18 protein-coding genes are annotated in these 18,305 nt (G+C 36.5%); 14 read left to right on the top strand and 4 right to left on the bottom strand.

What is annotated here, in order from left to right; translation table 11 throughout:
* The 4 genes from ACK4M9_RS18705 to ACK4M9_RS18690 all read left to right on the top strand — a co-directional run bounded on the left by ACK4M9_RS18705 (position 1) and on the right by ACK4M9_RS18690 (position 4,607).
* Positions 1–153 carry a hypothetical protein gene (locus tag ACK4M9_RS18705; protein WP_409853936.1) on the top strand — a complete coding sequence of 51 codons (153 nt, stop codon included), beginning with the start codon at positions 1–3 and terminating at the stop codon, positions 151–153.
* Positions 154–277: 124 nt separating this feature from the next.
* The gene (locus tag ACK4M9_RS18700) at positions 278–1,507 is read left to right on the top strand and encodes an EAL domain-containing protein (RefSeq protein WP_409853934.1); all 1,230 of its coding nucleotides are present in this window, start codon (positions 278–280) and stop codon (positions 1,505–1,507) included.
* Positions 1,508–1,594: 87 nt separating this feature from the next.
* Positions 1,595–2,755, top strand: a complete 1,161-nt coding sequence (locus tag ACK4M9_RS18695; RefSeq protein WP_409853931.1) for an MFS transporter — start codon at positions 1,595–1,597, stop codon at positions 2,753–2,755.
* A gap of 172 nt (positions 2,756–2,927) precedes the next feature.
* Positions 2,928–4,607, top strand: a complete 1,680-nt coding sequence (locus ACK4M9_RS18690) for a methyl-accepting chemotaxis protein (RefSeq protein WP_409853928.1) — start codon at positions 2,928–2,930, stop codon at positions 4,605–4,607.
* Positions 4,608–4,656: 49 nt separating this feature from the next.
* Here ACK4M9_RS18690 and ACK4M9_RS18685 read toward each other — a convergent pair whose 3' ends face one another.
* Positions 4,657–5,154, bottom strand: coding sequence for a hypothetical protein (locus ACK4M9_RS18685; RefSeq protein WP_409853925.1), 498 nt, complete (start codon positions 5,152–5,154; stop codon positions 4,657–4,659).
* 109 nt (positions 5,155–5,263) lie between these two features.
* On the opposite strand from ACK4M9_RS18685, the gene ACK4M9_RS18680 reads away from it, so the two are divergent.
* The 4 genes from ACK4M9_RS18680 (at position 5,264) to ACK4M9_RS18665 (ending at position 10,466) form a co-directional block, all read left to right on the top strand.
* Entirely contained in the window at positions 5,264–5,899 is a 636-nt protein-coding gene (locus ACK4M9_RS18680; RefSeq protein WP_409853922.1) for a YhcN/YlaJ family sporulation lipoprotein, read from the top strand.
* 110 nt (positions 5,900–6,009) lie between these two features.
* A complete protein-coding gene (locus tag ACK4M9_RS18675; protein ID WP_409853920.1) occupies positions 6,010–6,486 on the top strand; it encodes a YwpF family protein in 477 nt (158 codons plus the stop codon).
* A 20-nt stretch (positions 6,487–6,506) separates the two neighbouring features.
* Positions 6,507–9,596: a GNAT family N-acetyltransferase gene (locus tag ACK4M9_RS18670; RefSeq protein WP_409853917.1), complete on the top strand. Its 3,090-nt coding sequence runs from the start codon at positions 6,507–6,509 to the stop codon at positions 9,594–9,596.
* 15 nt (positions 9,597–9,611) lie between these two features.
* The gene (locus tag ACK4M9_RS18665; protein WP_409853914.1) at positions 9,612–10,466 is read left to right on the top strand and encodes an amidohydrolase family protein; all 855 of its coding nucleotides are present in this window, start codon (positions 9,612–9,614) and stop codon (positions 10,464–10,466) included.
* 183 nt (positions 10,467–10,649) lie between these two features.
* Here the strand turns inward: ACK4M9_RS18665 and ACK4M9_RS18660 are convergent, their stop codons facing one another.
* Positions 10,650–11,015: a YhjD family protein gene (locus tag ACK4M9_RS18660; RefSeq protein WP_409853912.1), complete on the bottom strand. Its 366-nt coding sequence runs from the start codon at positions 11,013–11,015 to the stop codon at positions 10,650–10,652.
* A gap of 113 nt (positions 11,016–11,128) precedes the next feature.
* Here ACK4M9_RS18660 and ACK4M9_RS18655 point away from each other — a divergent pair, with 113 nt between their 5' ends.
* Positions 11,129–11,902 (top strand): peptidylprolyl isomerase, encoded by a 774-nt coding sequence (locus ACK4M9_RS18655; RefSeq protein WP_409853910.1) that lies wholly within the window; start codon positions 11,129–11,131, stop codon positions 11,900–11,902.
* 95 nt (positions 11,903–11,997) lie between these two features.
* On the opposite strand, the gene ACK4M9_RS18650 is transcribed toward ACK4M9_RS18655, so the two are convergent.
* Positions 11,998–13,581, bottom strand: a complete 1,584-nt coding sequence (locus tag ACK4M9_RS18650; protein WP_409853908.1) for an alpha-amylase family glycosyl hydrolase — start codon at positions 13,579–13,581, stop codon at positions 11,998–12,000.
* A 264-nt stretch (positions 13,582–13,845) separates the two neighbouring features.
* Between ACK4M9_RS18650 and ACK4M9_RS18645 the strand changes: the two genes are divergently transcribed.
* From ACK4M9_RS18645 to ACK4M9_RS18625, 5 genes are all read left to right on the top strand, one after another.
* The gene (locus tag ACK4M9_RS18645; protein ID WP_409853905.1) at positions 13,846–14,769 is read left to right on the top strand and encodes an ABC transporter ATP-binding protein; all 924 of its coding nucleotides are present in this window, start codon (positions 13,846–13,848) and stop codon (positions 14,767–14,769) included.
* Positions 14,762–15,712 carry an ABC transporter permease gene (locus ACK4M9_RS18640; RefSeq protein ID WP_409853904.1) on the top strand — a complete coding sequence of 317 codons (951 nt, stop codon included), beginning with the start codon at positions 14,762–14,764 and terminating at the stop codon, positions 15,710–15,712. The genes ACK4M9_RS18645 and ACK4M9_RS18640 overlap by 8 nt, the downstream gene beginning before the upstream one ends.
* 197 nt (positions 15,713–15,909) lie before the next feature.
* A complete protein-coding gene (locus ACK4M9_RS18635) occupies positions 15,910–16,281 on the top strand; it encodes a GntR family transcriptional regulator (RefSeq protein WP_409853902.1) in 372 nt (123 codons plus the stop codon).
* 10 nt (positions 16,282–16,291) lie between these two features.
* On the top strand, positions 16,292–16,990 hold the full coding sequence (locus ACK4M9_RS18630) for an ABC transporter ATP-binding protein (RefSeq protein WP_409853899.1): 699 nt from the start codon (positions 16,292–16,294) through the stop codon (positions 16,988–16,990).
* Positions 16,987–17,787 carry a hypothetical protein gene (locus ACK4M9_RS18625; RefSeq protein WP_409853896.1) on the top strand — a complete coding sequence of 267 codons (801 nt, stop codon included), beginning with the start codon at positions 16,987–16,989 and terminating at the stop codon, positions 17,785–17,787. Before ACK4M9_RS18630 ends, ACK4M9_RS18625 begins: the two co-directional genes overlap by 4 nt.
* Positions 17,788–17,907: 120 nt before the next feature.
* Here ACK4M9_RS18625 and ACK4M9_RS18620 read toward each other — a convergent pair whose 3' ends face one another.
* Positions 17,908–18,099, bottom strand: a complete 192-nt coding sequence (locus ACK4M9_RS18620; protein WP_409853894.1) for a hypothetical protein — start codon at positions 18,097–18,099, stop codon at positions 17,908–17,910.
* Positions 18,100–18,305 lie beyond the last annotated feature (206 nt).

Here is an 18,305-nt window from a genome sequence, read left to right as displayed (position 1 = left end):
ATGAATTGGTTCTTCATTGTCATCATAGTTGTCCTTGTATATCTTACCGTAAAAAATAACTGGTTTTATGATCCAACCTCACCAGACCGACCGAAAAAAACAAAAGCTGAAGATTGGTTTTTAGCTAAATCCAAGAGAAGGAGCAACCGTTAAGCTTCTTCTTTTTTATATAGAAAGAAAAATACTAAATAATTTTCATTCGATATCCTTAAATGGTATAATAATACATGTTTTCGATATAGCTTTTTATTATAAGAAAAGATAGGTGTTGAAGGATATGGATGCATTAGAGATTTTAATGAACAAAGATAAAGTTGTCCCATATTTTCAACCGATTTTAAGTGCAACTGAGCAAAGTGTCAGCGGTTATGAAGTACTTGGTAGAATTCATAATGATGATGGCGAGGTGATCAGTTTAGGGGATTTCTTTAACAATGAAAGTATTCCTGATGAGTATGTGATAGAAATAGATGAGCATATTCAAGACATGGCTTTTAATTATTACTGTCAAGCAAAGCAAAATGTAAATTTATTTATTAATTGCAATTCTACTATATTGATGAATAACCAAGACTATATAGAACGGCTACTGAATCGAATAAAGTCATATGAAACGCGTGGACTTTTATTAGAGAAAACTGTTTTAGAGATTAGGGAGCATGATTATCTTGGTGATTTATCACAGCTTGGACATTTACTTATGTATATAAAAAGCTTTGGTATTAGAGTAGCCATTGATGATGTTGGGAAGGGTGGAAGCAACTTAGATCGGATTGCGCAACTTGAACCAGATATTTTAAAAGTTGATTTGAACTTTATTAAAGGTGCTTCAATTTCTCAAGCACATCGTGATGTATTATACTCGCTATCAACCTTTGCGAGAAAAATGGGTGCGACGTTATTGTTTGAAGGCATTGGTGACCTAACGAAATTAAATGCGGCGTGGCGTAACGGCGGTCGTTATTACCAAGGATTCTATTTAGCAAAACCTGCTCCTCAGTTTATTACAAAAAGCCATTGCAAAGAAAAGCTTAAAAGTGAGTTTCAACAGTTCATTACTCATGAACGAAATCATTTAAGTAATCAATATAACTTTACAGAACAATTACACAATCGACTTGAACAAATAATCAAAAAAGATAAGACAACGTCATTGGATGAGTTAATTAAAGGTTTGGCAACTAATCTTACAGATGTCTGCTTCCGCCTCTACATATGTGACCAGTTTGGATTCCAACGTTCATCAAACTACGTCAAAAACAACAATAGTAGTCATTGGCAGAAACAAGAAGAGTACTTAGGTAAGAATTGGAGTTGGCGCCCGTATTTCCTCGAGACGATTGTTCGAATGCAATACGAAAAACGAGGCGTCTTATCTGACTTATACAGCGATATAGAAACGAATGAGTTTATTCGAACTTTCTCTTATCCAATAAATGAAGAACTTTACTTATTTCTAGATATTCCATATGCGTTCCTTTTTGAAAGAAAAGGATTACTATTCTAAAAAAGATGGACTCAGCTTTACTGGGTCTTCTTTTGCTGTCTCTATTTCCAGCAAACTATAAAACCGAACCGATCGGAGTAAAACCTCATGACTTCTACTTTAAACTTAAAAGCATTACTATTTTTTTATTATTCTGCCATGACAATTATCATTAGTTATTTACCTGTATATTTTCAGGAAAGTGGTATAAGTAGTGGCCAAATTGGCTTTTTATTAGCTGTTGGACCTCTAGCAGCTATGATTTCACAACCCTTTTGGGGTTTCATGAGTGATAAATATAAGACATCAAAAAAAATGATTATGACTTGTTTAATCGGAGCGATCATTGGTTCAATACTGATGTTTCAAACCGTTAATTATTCAATTCTGATCGTCACTGTCTTTATCTTTTTTGCCTTCATGTCGCCTGTGGGTGGCTTAGGAGATAGTCTTACTCAAAAAACCGCGAATCGACTATCTGTTTCTTTCGGCTCGATTCGTATGTATGGTTCTCTTGGGTTTGCAGTTATGTCGCTTCTAAGTGGCTTTCTATTAAACAGTATTGGTGTTACATACATTTACATACCCTTTCTTTTCTTTGTGACGATAACCTTACTAATTTCTATAGGTGTCAAAGATGTAGAAGCTTCAAAAGTGCCAATAAATTTAAAAGAGGCTTTAAAGTTATTACGGCATAAAAAATTTATGCTTTTTTTATTCATCATGATGTTCATCACGATCACGCACCGAACAAATGACAGTTTTTTAGGGATTTATATTTTTGAAAAAGGTGGGACTGAATCGTTTATAGGGTGGGCTTGGTTTATCGGTGTCGTTTCAGAAGCAATTGTTTTTGCGACAGCAACGATTTGGTTTCGTAAATTCCATGCTTTAACATTTATTGTTTTTTCCGGGATTTTATTTGCTGTACGGTGGTTTATTATGGGGGTTATTCAAGAACCGTTACTTGTTTTACCACTACAAGTGATGCATGGTTTATCGTTTGGAATTTTTTATTTATGTGCATTTGATTATGTGACAAAGTTAATTCCTGAACAGTTGCAATCAACAGGTCACCTTCTATTTTATTCCTTTTTCTTTGGAATCTCAGGAATGATTGGTTCAAGTATTGGTGGATTAATTATCGAACAGGAGAGTGTTGCCTTTCTTTATGTAATTTTAGCGTGTGTGGCATTAATTGGAGCGATCTCGCTTTTGGTTTACCAGTTAATTTACGCAAAGGCAGTAAAGAAACAGCTGCAAATCTAACAAAATAAATATCATTTTGGAAGTAGTTACCTCTAGTTTTAGTAACTACTTTTTTGTTTTAATGTTAAAAGTTTTCACAAACTTGTGAACAAACGAAAATTTTTATGGTATATTATATAAATATAAAAAGTACTGCTAGGTGAAAACATAAAAAAGAAAAGGGTGTCGAGAAATGAATAGCTTACGGGGGAAAATTATTAGCGGGTTTATGGTCATTCTTCTATTGTTGATCATTATGTCTGCCTATAGTCTTTATAACATTCATCGAATTAACAACAATGTGGAACGAATCGTTCAAGAGGATCTGCAAAGATTTTCATTAAGTAATGATTTAGCCTTTAATATGGCAGAAAGATTAGCATTGGTTAGAGGTTACATATTAGTCGGGAAAAAGGAATATAAAGAGAGTTACTTACAGTTGACTGAAGAAAGTGTCCTGTTAGAGGAACAATTATTAGCCATCCATGAAGATGCCAATACCCTAGATTTAGTAGAAAAAAGTCAACTTTGGGATCGGTTGATTACGGGAAGAATTTTCCCGATGTTTGAAGCTAATGGTCGAGAAACTGCGGTTATTAGTATTCAACATCAAGTCGATCCACTAGCCAATGAAGTAGCAGAACGTTACCATGAGTTAGCTTTAGCTGGGCAAGCAGATATGATTAACCAAGGTAGAGCAATGGTCAACCACGGTGATACAATCGTGTTATTCAACATTGTGGCTACTGTTATTGGGATAGTGATTGCCCTAGTTGTAGCCTTAATCACGGCTAAGAGAATCGTTGCGCCGATTACAGCAGTAGTACAATTAGTGGAACAGGTAGCTAAAGGTGATTTAACAGGGAAAGAGATCGTCGTTAAATCAAATGACGAGCTTGGTCGCCTCATTAAATCGACAAATGAAATGGCTAATAACTTGCGAAATCTTTTGACTAGAACGACAGAAACATCTAATCAAGTAGCGGCTGCGTCTGAAGAGCTAACAGCTAGCTCTGATCAAACGACAATTGCCACAAATCAAATTGCTTCTACCATTCAAGATGTTGCAAAAGGTGCCGCAGTTACTGTAAACGGAGCACAAGAAAGTGCTAGAGCAATGGAAGAGATGACTGTTGGAATTCAGCGAATTGCTGAGTCGTCATCACTTGTTTCCGAAAGCTCATTAGATGCGACCCAAGAAGCACAAGAAGGGAATATCGCATTGCAACGAGTCATCGAGCAAATGAATTCAATTAGTATTGCTGTAAAAGATGCGAGCCAAATTATCGGCAGGTTAGGAGAACGTTCTAACGAGATTGGAAGTATTTTAGGTGTTATTACAGCAATTGCGGATCAAACTAATTTATTAGCGTTAAATGCAGCGATCGAAGCTGCCCGAGCTGGTGAACATGGTAAAGGCTTTGCTGTTGTTGCCGATGAAGTTCGCAAGCTTGCAGAAGAATCTAGACAATCTGCCGATAAGATCTCTTTAGTTATTCACGAAATTCAAGCTGATACATTAGTCGCTGAAAAAACAATGGATAATGGTACAAAAGAAGTAGCAGAAGGAATTTCAGTCGTTGAAGAAACTGGACATGCCTTTGAAAGGATTTTAACCGCTATCCAAAACGTTTCTTCACAAATTCAAGAAGTGTCAGCTACTGCCCAAGAGATGTCAGCAAGTTCTGAGCAAGTTAGTGCCTCAGTCGATGAAATGGCTATCGTCTCTGCAGAAACCGCGGAGCACTTCCAATCAGTTGCTGCAGGTGCTGATCAGCAGTTATCGTCAATGGAAGAAATCCAAGCGTCTGCGAACAACTTAAGTCAGTTAGCACAAGCGTTACAAGAAGAAATTACAAAGTTTAAGCTATAATTGATCAAAATAAGACATCGCTACTTTAAATGAGCGATGTCTTGTTTTTTTAGTGATGATATTTCTTTAAAAATCTTATCATAACGAACTCATGAATTGGTGCTTGCGTTACTAGATAGACCCACCAAGGTAACTTTGGTTGAAAGTGTTCTAGGGCAATGACCGAAGTCCCTTTATAACGATAAAATGTAAATGTTCCATGTTGTTGCTGTATAGCTAATAGGCCACCTGTAACTAAATATTGCGCCTTCTTATCATCTTGATCCTCAAGTTTTAGGATTAGGAGTGGTTTCTTCTTTAGGAAACGAAAAGATAGCTCATAGCTGTCTTTTGTCTCGTTAACCTTTATTATTTTTTTCGATGCGGTTGTCAGCCAATAAAAATACATCTTGGCCAAATCAAGAGGTGGAATTTCACTGTTTATTTGTTGAATCGAACAATACCTCTTTAAGCGATTACTTACAGCGATTAGGCTGCATTTTTTTGATGTGACTTTGTAATTATTCTTTAGTTTTTTCGCAAATGCACTAAGCATGTTTATTTCCAATGACTTCACCAACTCTTTCTAAAAATGAATGTTTAAAAAGAACAGAAATGACTCACTCTAATCATAACAGCTATTTTCTAGTTTAGCTTAGAAAGTGAGGAGTGGCGATATGAAAAGAGGGATCTTTGTAAGTATTGGCCTATTAATGATTATTTTGTATATAAACGGATGTGCTATCAATGATCGCGCAGTTGATCCAGGCTTAGAGAATGATCCTGGGGGTAGGTTTCATGCCCATGATCACCAGCGAGGAGAAGGATTTGGTCTGTTTAATCAGCAGCGCGACCGCAAAAATCCGATTGCAAACATTGTAGCAAGAGATGAACGGCCTGGTAGAGGCATGAATGGTATTCTTGATCGCCGACCGCCTGAGATGAATCGGAGAATTTCAAGCCTTGAAACAGCAGATGATACAAGACCGTTATCTTCTGTTGATGATGATAATTATACAGAGCAAGTGACTCAAGAACTTTTGCAAATGGATATGGTTCGTGATTTTCGAATTATTACTTATCAAAATCAATTGTTGGTTGCTGTAGATAGTGATACGACAGATCCTGATACTTTACAAAATGAGATAATGACATTTATGAAAAATAAATTCCCTGATAAAGATGTTTTCGTTATTACTGATCGTCACGCGATTGATCGCATACGTTTGTTGGATAATGGCATCCAGAGAGGACAAACAGACAATAACAGAGAATTTTTTGACGATAATACAGGACCAATTGCAGGACAGTAATGGAGAGGGCTAACTAACAGTAGTTAGCTCTTTTTTTACATAAAATTCAAGAAAAAAATGGCATTTATGGTATGATAAAGACAATAAACTATTTGATGAGGTGTTTGAATTTGAAAACGTTTAAGTTATGTTCGTTAGTTCTGTTATTAGATAATGATATTGAACCAAATGAAATTCCCTTAGTTGCTGGATTAATTATTAATAAAGAGGAAGTTCAAAAAAACTGGCTTATTGAAGCGGTTGTTACAGAGAAGCAGGAGACGTATTTTCGCAAGTTACTTGAAACACAGGAGAAGTTTATGGTTGAAGCAACAATTACAAAGAAATCTAATGCACCAGCAACTTTTGTCTGTACAGTAAAAAGCATCAATAAGATTAATAACAACCTAAGTGTCCTTCTTGACGGTTTACTCGTTGTAAAAGAAGATGACTTTTCAGATATGATCTTACGAAGTATTTTGGAGGAGGGATTTGAAGGAGAGGAAATTTTTAAAGAATTTAAAAGAAGAAAGAAGGATCGCGGCAGAGCAATTCAGGGAGCATTAAACAATGCGTTTGTCCAAGTAAAGGGGAAATTTTTTGACTAACTAATAAGGAGTACAATTTTATGGTAGAAAAAACAGCAATGAAAATGAAAATAGTTGAATACGATCCGAGTTTAGCGGGAAAGGTTGCCGAAATGTGGAATAACAGCCAAGAAGGCTGGGGCGGAGAACGGACGGTGATGACAGAAGAACAGGTCCGTACTCAAGAAGAAAATTCTACAAACAAACATTTGTATATTGCCCTTGATGATGAAAAAGCTGTCGGCTATTGCGGCCTTTCAGAGTATCGCGAAGATGAAGGGGCATTGTATATCCCATTACTGAATGTGCGAGATGATTATCATGGCAAAAAGGTAGGGAAAGCCCTTCTTCTTAAAGCGTTACAAAGAGCAGTTGAATTACAATGGCCACGTCTAGATTTATACACTTGGGCTGGTAATACAAAGGCTGTACCGCTCTATAAAAAATGTGGCTTCTTTTGGGAAGAGCGTGATGACACTGTTCATTTAATGAATTTCATGCCAACGGTATTAAACACTGAGGTATTTAACGAGTTTTTTGAGTGCGTTGATTGGTATGAAGCCTCATCAAGAACAATCGAAGTAAAACCTGATGGATTAAAGGAAAATGGCTTTGACTTCTTTGAGTATAGTTGGCAGCACAAAGAGAAATTTGTTAACGTTCAGTTTGAAAAAACTGGTCGTGGGATGAGATGGATTGAGACTGAAGAATATTGCATTTATGCAACACTTCCAAAAGCTACTTTCGTTGTTGGTAGATCGTACCCGATTACATATCATTTCAAAAATAAAACAGACAAACCGCTAACGATAGAACTAACTGGTGTGACAGATAAAAATATTACCTTCGCTCTATCTGAGCAACTGACAGTTACAAAAGAGCAAAAGATTACTGCTGAGTTTTATGTCGATGAAATTGAAGAAGAACAAAACAATTTTCGTACACATCCTACTGTTAAAGCCCAAGTATCAATCAACGGTAAAACTGCAGAACTTAAGCTTGGAATTATGCCGAAATTTCCAGCGAAAATAAACACAAAGTTACCAGCAAACCAATGTTTCTTAAATAAGCGAGCGAGCTTTTTTATAGAGTTAGAGAATAACTTTGAAGAAGCGGTCCGATTTTCATTTCAGCTACCTAAAGCCCCGTTTATTTCTTTGGAAACTGAAACGGTCGCGGCTACGATTGCCACAAAAGCTAGAAGCACAATTGAAATACCATATGTGTTGCATTCCTTCGGGTTTTACGGTGAAGAAATTACGGTTACTTGTAAACTAGCAAATGGAGAAATGGTAACCTTTCAAAAAAAGATAGCCATTGCTTTTCCTGGTATTGGTTCTACAGTCACAGGTGAGTGTGAAGATTATTGGCATTTATATAGCGGGCGTTATCACGTTGCGTTACGTAAGTTTGATAACGCACTACTATGTGAAAAGGGACTGAAAAACAAAGGGGAAGTGACGTTAGTTTATCCAAAGTTAGGAAAGCCTTTTTCAGAAGAGTTTTCAAAGCTAAAGCCAAACGTTAGCATTCAAAAAGAACACGGCTATACGATGTTGAAAGCAAGCTATCAATCTCGTGACTTTACTGGTTTACACCTTCATTCGATCGTAAAGCTATATATGGATGGATTAGTTGAGCAGTATTTTGAAATCGAAAACAGAGCTACTGATTGTGACTTTACGAATATGGCCATATATGATCAGGTCATTTATGAGTTTAATAATTCGGTATTTTCTTATCAAGGAAGAGTGATTGAACTTGATGGAAAGTACGCTGCTAGATTTAGTCTTTGGAATAGTAGAGAAGTAACTGAAAATTGGTTTTTTTCGAAAGGTGATCATGCTTACGGCTTAAGCTGGCACGAGGATATGAAGCTATACTTCGCTAATTGGTGTTTGTATTTCGAGCATAGTATCGATGGTATTGAACGAGGAAAAACTGTTTCAACAAGGTCGAAATATATTAATCTCGGAGCTTTTTCCACTTGGGAGGAACAGCGAGCGTTTGCCCTGCAAACTAGTTACGAGGAAAGCGAACTAACATATGATCACCTTGAACTAGTTGGCAATCAAGGAAATCCGTTCACAAGTAATGATGCTGTAGATATCGAGGTTGCTAATCAAAAGCAGTCATTCCTAGCAGGGACAGTAAAGATCGCAATGAAACAGTCAGAAATCACGTTCGAGAAGTCAATCAACTATGAAGAAGAAATTTCGTCGAGTACGTTTGAAAATATCGCAGTTGAGAAACATAACATTGAAGTTGTCGAGGCAACTGGTGAGCTTAATGGATTATATTTAAATTTACAAACAGTAATAATTGCAAAGGGTAATGAGGAGATTTCTAAAACTGTATCTGAAGTTGAAGGAAATCTGCAATATATAGTTAATAATGGAGTTATTGAACTATGTTGTGATCCCGATTTTTACCCAGGATTATTTTCGTTAAAACACGACAAATATGAATGGTTAGATAGCTCATATCCGACACTAGCTCCTAAAGCATGGTGGAATCCTTGGAGTGGCGGTATTCGAACTTCATTTGAAAAATTCCGACCAGATTCATTGTTAAAAGAAGAGCGTAGTGCTGAGTTTGTGAGCTTGAGTGATCAACACGGCAATTGCTGGGAAGGAATTAAAGTTTCTGTTGATGTTGAAAAACATGAAGAGTATAAAGGGTTTGCCTATCATCAATATTTCTTGGTACTACCGGAATCTCCTGTCGTTTGTTACTTTGTTGATATTGAGCAAAATACAAATCAATACTTCCACTACCGTCAAATGTTCCACTCGCTATCGTTAAATGTAAAAGATGGCAAAGTCCTGACGGTAACGAAAGATGGAGAAAAGCAACTGTTCTCACCTTCAAATGAAGAAGTTCATTTACTGGGGGTTAACCAAATAGCGTTTAAAGCAAAAGATGTTCATTCCTATTTACAAGTTGTTCCGCAGTTAGATTTTGATGATATTGAGCTTTATACGAATCAAACGATCACTGACATATCAGTGATGAAGAAAATTCATCTTAGAACGGATAAGACATGGCGTTCAAAACCGTCGTTTCTAGTGTTCCATCACTCAATCATTGATGATAAAGCACTTAATAGTTTAAAAACATTAATTTTTTAAGGAAGGAAGTTACTGTTGAAAATCATTGATGCACATATGCACTTTTCCAACATTGGAAGTTTCCGAGATACAGCGAAAGAGCGTTCTCAAATTGACTATTCTTATAAAGGGCTCTTAAAAGAGTACCGTGATGCAAATGTTGTTTTAGGGATTGGGATGGGGGTCACCGAACAGCAAGTAGGTGGCTTTCCTGATGCAGCGTCACCAACACCGATGGGTTTAGATATGCTTTTGGATGAGCATACGAACATTGTTTGTTGTCTCGGAATAAACCCACATTCGTTAGATACCGAGCAATTACAAGCATTAGAGCGTGGATTAAAGAAAGAGCGAGTAGTCGGCATAAAAATTTATTTAGGGTATTATCCTTATTATGCCTATGATAAAATCTATGGACCTGTCTATGAGCTTGCAGCAGCCTATCAAGTTCCTGTTGTGTTTCATTGTGGTGATACCTATTCAGAACGCGGGCTTTTAAAATACTCCCACCCGCTAACGTTAGATGAAGTAGCGGTTCAAAATCGTAACGTGACCTTTATGATGGCTCATTTCGGCGATCCGTGGGTCTTAGACGGAGCGGAGGTTGTTTATAAAAATTCAAATATGTTTGCTGATTTATCGGGGCTTATTGTTGGTGATAGAAAAGAAGTATACCGGATTTCAAATACACCTCACTTCTATGATCATTTACGACATGCAATCACGTTTTGCGACCACTATGAGAAATTATTATTTGGAACAGATTGGCCACTTGTTCAAGTTCAACCATATATTGAATTTATTAAAACATTTATTCCAGATCGGTATGTCGAAGATGTTTTTTACAATAATGCCATAAACGTCTTCCCGAAAATTAAACAGTTTTTATAATTACATTGAGGCTGTCTCAATGCATAGTAATTACCGTCTCATCACTATCAGCGGATGAATAAACCGTTCTAGCTAGTGAGAGGCGGAGATTAACTATCGCTTATGAGAGAGCCTATTTGTTTAATAGCGAGTTAGTAAACTTTGCACTTCGAGACCTGAACCTAATGTGCTACATTAACCGACTTAAGAAAGCTTGCTATTTGCGACAAAAAACTGGCTCAGCCTTTGTTGAACTTTATTTTTTAAATTTGCATTTAAAAACCGGCTAGTTTTCACATAGCCGCGGTAATAGCAGTAAAATTCTGTGAAAGTACCATCGTTTGGGCCAAATTCGATCTTCATTCGTTGTTTATTTAGCTGTTTTTTTATTTCAAACAATTCCTTGCTAATTGTGCCAATCGCAGAATGGATTAATTGTAAATATGGCTCTTTTAGTTTGAAAAATGATTTTTCAACAACGATCAAGTCGTTTTGCAATACTTTCCGAGCTAATGTTAAAATAATGAATGCTTCGAAAAGACGTTCTTCTTGCTGGGATAAACAATTCATCAATAAAAGCTCCTTCCTTAAAAGAACCTATGTTCGTATTTTTATTTTAAATGATGATTGTTATTTTTGCAACAACTGTCTATAATAGGAAAATAAAAAGGAGGAATTACATAATGCGTTTTTGGATTTACGGTTTAGTCACTCTATTACTTATTTTATTTAGCGCTGGATGTGGACAAGGCACAACAGAGGAGAAAACAGGAACTGGATATGAAGAACCACCAGCAACTGAAGAAGCCGATTTAGTTGAGGAGCCGGTACCAACAACAGAAGAAATTACTCCAGTTGAATACCCGCAATTTCATACAGCTGTTCAACCTGAGGAACGGCTGGTGAAAATGGTGACGAGTAAGGGAGACATTACAATTCGTCTTTTCCCTCAGTATGCACCATTAGCAGTGGAGAATTTTATTACTCACAGTGAAAATGGTTACTATGACGGTGTACTTTTTCATCGAGTTATCAATAATTTTATGATTCAATCCGGGGACCCAGAAGGAACGGGTATGGGTGGTGAAAGTATTTACGGAGAGCCTTTTGATGACGAGTTTACACCATCACTCGGACATTTCCGTGGTGCTTTATCGATGGCAAACCCTGCACGTCCGAATACTAATGGAAGTCAATTTTTCATTGTACAAGCGGATGATTTTGATATAAGAATGATTGAACAAAGGGAGCAACAATTAGGAATTAAATTCCCGCAAGAAACAGTTGAACTATATGAACAACATGGTGGAACTCCTTATTTAGACTATGGTCACACAGTTTTTGGACATGTCTTTGAAGGAATGGATGTTGTTGATGCAATTGCACAAGTCGAAGTAAAGTCTAATAATCGTCCAATAGAGGATGTCATTATTGAAAGAATAGAAATTTTAAACTAACAAAAAGGATCTTCATAAATAAAAGAGAGCTGACACAACGTCAAGCTCTCTTTCGATTTAATAAGAGTAGATAGGCTTTAATGATAAATGCCTACTTAATTAAGCGTTTTTCCAAAAATGATCGTCGTATATGGTGGTAACGTTACGACACCATTACTATTCGTATAGTCCTCTGTTGTAGCAAATACGATTTCACCAACTTCATCGTCGAGAGTGATTTCAATTTCATTTTTTGAAAGGTTATGAACGACATGAAGGTCTTCTTCATTGTAGATACGTTTGAACGCAAGAACACCTTGTTGTTGAATTGGTGATTCAGTGATATTACCAAATAATAGAGCAGGTTGAGATCGACGTAAATAAATCATTGTTTTATAGTGATTTAATAAAGAAGTTGGATCCTCAAGTTGTTTCTCAACAGAAGGGGCATCGCTTCCAGTATCATATTTCGGCTTAATCCATGTTGTTTGTCCACCGTTACCATCTTCATACCAAAGCATCGGTTCGCGAATATGCTCATCAGGTTTCATACCTTGCATCCCAATTTCTTCACCATAGTAGATGAATGGACTACCTGGTAAAGTTAGTAAAAGCGAGGCGGCCATTCGAGCTTGTGATTCGTTACGACGCAATTCACTCATCACACGGTTAATGTCATGGTTTGTAATAAAGGTCGAATCAACAAAATCGGCTGAGAATGTTTCAAAGGTTGCTAATGTACGAACTAGTTTTGTCACTAGTGATCCGCCCCGCTCTGACATGGCAGCTTTCAGAATATCTTCAGCCAAATCAAAGTTAAACGTTGAGTGTAGACCATCTTCTAGATAAGGGCCAGCAACTTGCGGAAGATCCCAAACTTCACCAACGAGAAACACATCTGGCTTCACTTCTTCCATCGCTTGGCGGAACTCTCTCCACCATACTAAATTTTGATCTTTGTCTTTTGGGAAAATATGCTTTGCAGCATCTAAACGAAAACCATCGACGCCAACTTCTTCTAACCAATACTTACCAATGTTGATCATTTCTTGACGAACTTCTTGATTGTAAAAATTAAAGTCTGGCATGCCACCCCAAAATACGCTGAAATAATTGTTAGGTGCTTCCCCATGCCAAAATGGCTGTCCCCATTCGCCGCGGTCTCTTAAATTAGTATCTTCCTCCGCCCAAATGTACCAGTCGCGGTACTGACTATCTTCAGAAGATATCGCCTCTTTAAAGAATGGATGCTCAATACTTGAGTGGTTAACAACTAAATCAATAATGACTTTAATATCGCGTTCATGTGCTGCGGCTAAGAAAGTTTTAAAATCGTCCATCGTTCCATATTCAGGATGGACACCGTAATAATCAGTGACATCGTAGCCATGATACGACGGAGAAGGGTGAATAGGCATAAGCCAAATTCCCTCAATGCCGAGCTCTTGTAAGTAATCAAGTTTACTAGTCATACCATTAATATCACCAATTCCATCACCTGTCGAATCGTAAAAAGCACGAACGAAAATTTCATAGAAAACGGAATTAGGATAGCTCGAAATCAGGTCAGTATGATTGAGTGACTCAATAGCAACCGTTTCTTTAGGTTGCTCGGGTTCTGGTGTTGTACATCCGCTTAACAAAGTAAACGAGACAATACAACATAATAAAAAGTACCTTGTAGATTTAAATAGCTTCATGTAAATGACCTCCAAATAGTGCAAACGTTTACTTTATAACAAGATAAATTTTATCAAAGAAATAGTATATAGTAAACAGATTTAGGAAAACGTTTGCGCAAATTAATGAATTTTGTTGAGTGAATTTTACCATCACAAGGGATAGTGAAATTAATTTTAGAAAAGTTTGATATTGAGTTGACACCTCAAACTGTATTATTGTATTATCTTATTAGTACAGTAAGTTAATAATATTTAAATTAGTATTTTAGGAGGGGATTGTAAATGGCAACATCAGTTGTATCAATAAAAAATGTCTCTAAAGTGATAAAAGGTAAGAAGATCATCGACAATCTTAGCTTTGAAATTTATCCTGGTGAAGTATTTGGTTTCCTTGGCCCAAATGGTGCAGGGAAAACGACGACAATTAGAATGATTGTCGGCTTAATTTCGATAACTGAAGGAGAAATATTAATTAAAGGTAAAAATGTAGCGAGAAATTTTGAAGAGGCAATTTCAGATATAGGTGCCATCGTTGAAAATCCTGAAATGTACAAATTTTTAACAGGCTATCAAAACCTAGTTCACTATGCCCGAATGGTAAATGGAGTATCTAAGGAAAGAATTAATGAGGTCATCGAATTAGTAGGTTTGACTGATCGCATTCATGAAAAAGTCAAAACTTATTCTTTAGGAATGAGACAACGATTAGGATTAGCGCAAGCTCTCCTTCATTCACCATCGATATTAATTTTAGATGAGCCGACGAATGGGCTAGATCCTGCTGGAATTCGTGAAATTCGTGATTATGTAAGAAAGTTAGCAAGAGAAGAAGGATTAGCAGTAATTGTTTCTAGTCATTTACTAGCTGAAATGGAATTGATGTGCGACCGCATCGGCATAATTCAAAAAGGGAAGTTGATTGGCGTTCAGACAGTTAATGATTTTATTAATGGACAACAGGAGCTAGTGATTAGGTTTCAAGTTAATGACATTGGGCGAGCATTACAGCTGTTAAAGGATCAATTTCAAAATCGTACATTTGGCGTGAATGCTGATTTTATTGAGGTTTCTTTAGAAAAAGACGAGATTCCATTAGTTAATAAGGCTTTAGTTACCAATAATATTAACGTATATGGTATATATCAAAACGCAAAAACATTAGAAGATAAATTTTTAGAAGTAACTGGAGGGGAACAAATTGTTTAATTTACTAAGACTTATTCAAAATGAAAACATGAAAATCTACCTTCGACCAGCAACATGGGTGATGTTTGGAATATTGATAACTTTATTATTAATTGTAGGACTTGTTACAAAATTTTTATTAGGGGATGCAACAAATGAAAATTGGCAGGAAGCAGTCATTGCTCAAAATGTTCAAAATCAAATGATCATCGATGAGGGGGGCATGCCTTCTGCTGCTTTGGACCATTATCAACGGGAGATTGTCTTGAATGAATATCGTATAGAGCATGATATCCCCCCGGTAGAAACAAAAAGCTTTTGGGGTTATATGCTCTCGACAGTCAATTTAATTAGCGTCGTTACAATGTTTACGATTATTGTTGCTGCTGGTATTGTTGCTGGAGAATTCACATGGGGAACGATCAAGCTACTGCTCATTCGACCGGCCTCTAGATCGAAAATTTTACTCTCAAAGTATTTAGCAACATTTATCTTTGCGATCTCAATGTTAGTTGGATTAGTTATTTTTGCAATGGGGATTGGTGCTTTATTATTTGGTGTTTCGACGTTTACACAACCACACTTAATTTTTGAAGCAGGGCAAGTTGTCGAACGAAATATGTTTAGTCATTTATTCATGCTTTATAGTTTGAGTAGTGTTGAACTGTTAATGATGGTGACATTTGCGTTTATGATCTCAACCATTTTCAGAAGTAGTTCATTAGCGATTGGGTTGGCACTATTTTTGATGTTCACTGGAAGTCAGCTTGTTTTTATTCTAAGTCAGTATGAATGGGTAAAATATATTTTGTTTGCAAACACATATCTAACTCAATATGTAGAAGGGACGCCGCTCGTCGAAGGTATGACAATGCCATTTTCAATCATGATGTTGGCAATTTATTTTATTATCTTTAATGTTCTGTCGTGGGTTATTTTCCAAAAACGTGATGTAGCTGCTTAATTTTTTACAGCCAGAACATTTGCTAGTCGGGGCTAACCAGGGCTCTAGAGCTTTTATTTATCTAGCTCTAGAGCCCAGCCCCTCGAGGTCAAATAACCTGTCTGTAAAAAAATGAAAAACCGCATTTTTTACAGCCAGAACATTTGCTTGTCGGGGCTAATCAGGGCTCTAGAGCTTTTATGAAAAGGAGGTAGTTTATGAGTGTATCCTTTGATAATTCAAAGCCAATTTATTTGCAACTGATGGATCACTTTTTTCAAAAAATTTCTAACGGGTCAATTCGCCCAGGGCAAAAGTTACCGTCTGTTAGAGAAACAGCGGTTGAAGTTGGCGTTAACCCAAATACTGTCCAAAGGACGTATGCTGAGATGGAACGAAAGGGAATTGTCGAGGCAAGGCGTGGTCAAGGCTCCTTTGTTACCGAGAATGAAGCGTTAATTAAGGAGTTGCGTGCTGAAATCTCTGAACAATATGTAACGACATTTATTGAGTACATGCTAAACAATGGCTTTACTGAGGCGCAAATCATCGAGCAAGTGAAAGCCGCACTAAACAAGTCTAACGGGTAGAGGTGAAAAAATGGAGCAAATAATCACATTTCACAATGTAACAAAGAGGTATGGTTTAACAACGGCACTTAAAGCTGTCAGTTTTCAAATTGCTACTGGAGGGATTATTGGATTAGTTGGTTCTAACGGTAGTGGCAAGTCAACGTTGCTAAAATTAATTGCTGGATTAGTTAAGAAAACAGGTGGGGAAATTGTTGTTTGTGGTGAGAATGTTACAAGGTTAATAGGTCGGAAAGTAGCATTTCTTGCAGAAGTTGATTCTTTGTATGATTTTTATACGGTAAAAGAAACGATCCGCTTTTCGGCAAGTGTATTTCCAGACTTTGATGAAGAAAAGGCATATGATATTTTAGCGACATTGGATGTAGATTTAACAAAGAAAATAGGAACATTGTCCAAGGGCAATCGTGCAAGAGTAAAGATTGCAATTGCATTATCAAGAAAAGTCCCACTTTTAATAATGGATGAACCTCTTTCAGGATTAGACCCGTTAGTAAGAGAGGATATTATCAAGATGATTGCAAAGTATGTGGAGATGGAAGAACAAACGTTAATTATTTCTACGCATGAAGTTGCTGAAATTGAGCCGTTATTAGATCACGTTTTATTAGTTCAAAACGGTGAGATTCTCTTATCAGAAAAAGTAGAGGAGCTAAGAGAAACGAAGGGTCAGAGTGTACTAGATGCGATGAGAGAGGTGTTAAAATGAGTTGGTTGGCGTTATATTGCAAAGAACTACGATTAACAAGAACAAAATTCTTGTTTAATATTGTCTTTTTAATGATGGTAGCTGTTTTGTTTTTCTTTCTAATTGATCGCTACAGTGCGTTTTTTATAACGTTAACAGTCCCATTAATTCTTGTTCATCTATTCTACATGTTTTTTGCCATGCTTGACTCGTTGAGGCAGGAGTGGAAACATAAAACATCGGTGTTTTGGTTAAACATCCCTACGAGTGGTTGGCAACTTTTGTCGGCAAAATTTGCTGCAGCAATGACGCAATTACTGGCATCGCTACTAGCGACGTTTCTGATCATTTATTATTTACTAAAGCATAGTGCAACGATTTTTTCGGACCCTACAATTCCGTATTTGTTAATTGAACAATATGAACAATTTTGGTGGATATTTTTTATTGGAATTTTTATAGCTTCGCTGCAATCAGGAGTTGTTGCGACATTTATTTATATGATGGCAAAATCAGTACGGAAACTCGGTTGGCTGTTAGGGATAGTAATCAGTTTTGCAAGTGGTTGGCTTTGGTTTAAATTTCAACAAACATTTATTTATAAGAGCTTAACTGAATGGGGAGTTGTGTTACATGAAGCGGAATTGATGGAGTCATTTTATTTTCATTTTGATTCCCTTGGCAGCGAACCATCATTGGACATGGAAATAGCTAACGATGTGATTTTGTACGTTGGCACTTCAATCGTTGATCTCATCCTTGTTGTAGTTGTTTTATATATTAGTGCATGGTTACTAGATCATAAGGTTGAAGCCTAAAACCAATAGAGAAGCAGCATATTTTAGTTTTGTTTTTGCTCGGTTGACTTGTTAAAGTTGTAAAGGTGCAATCCTACTAAAAAACCATTATTATCGAATAATAATGGTTTTTTAGCATGTTTAATTGTTATCAGTAAGCGGTAAGTAGATCATAATTGCAAGAGTTATAAGTGCTAATAAGATTAGTGGACCTTCATATGGTGAAGCTGCTACTGCCTCTTTTTCGCCACCACTACTAGCGGCAAAAGTCGTTGACGCAAAGAATGTTAAAAACGCAATGAACGTAGTTAAAAGTGCAAATGTTTTTTTCATAAAAAGTCTCCTCCTAAAAATGAAACTAAGTAAATAGTATTATTACTAATATTATAGAATTAACTTTGCCCAATAGCAACATATGAACTAAAATAGAAAAAAATCTGTTAGTTTCTTAGTTTACGATTATTCAAAATTGTTTTTAATTGATCTAATTTCCGAGAAAAAACATGCTATAATGGTTTAATCAAATATATGAAAATTGG

Origin of the sequence: Anaerobacillus sp. (genome assembly GCF_046314235.1) — a bacterium.
Taxonomy (GTDB): domain Bacteria; phylum Bacillota; class Bacilli; order Bacillales; family Anaerobacillaceae; genus Anaerobacillus.
Note: the sequence above shows the minus strand (reverse complement) of the source record. Positions and strands in the feature narration are given on the sequence as shown.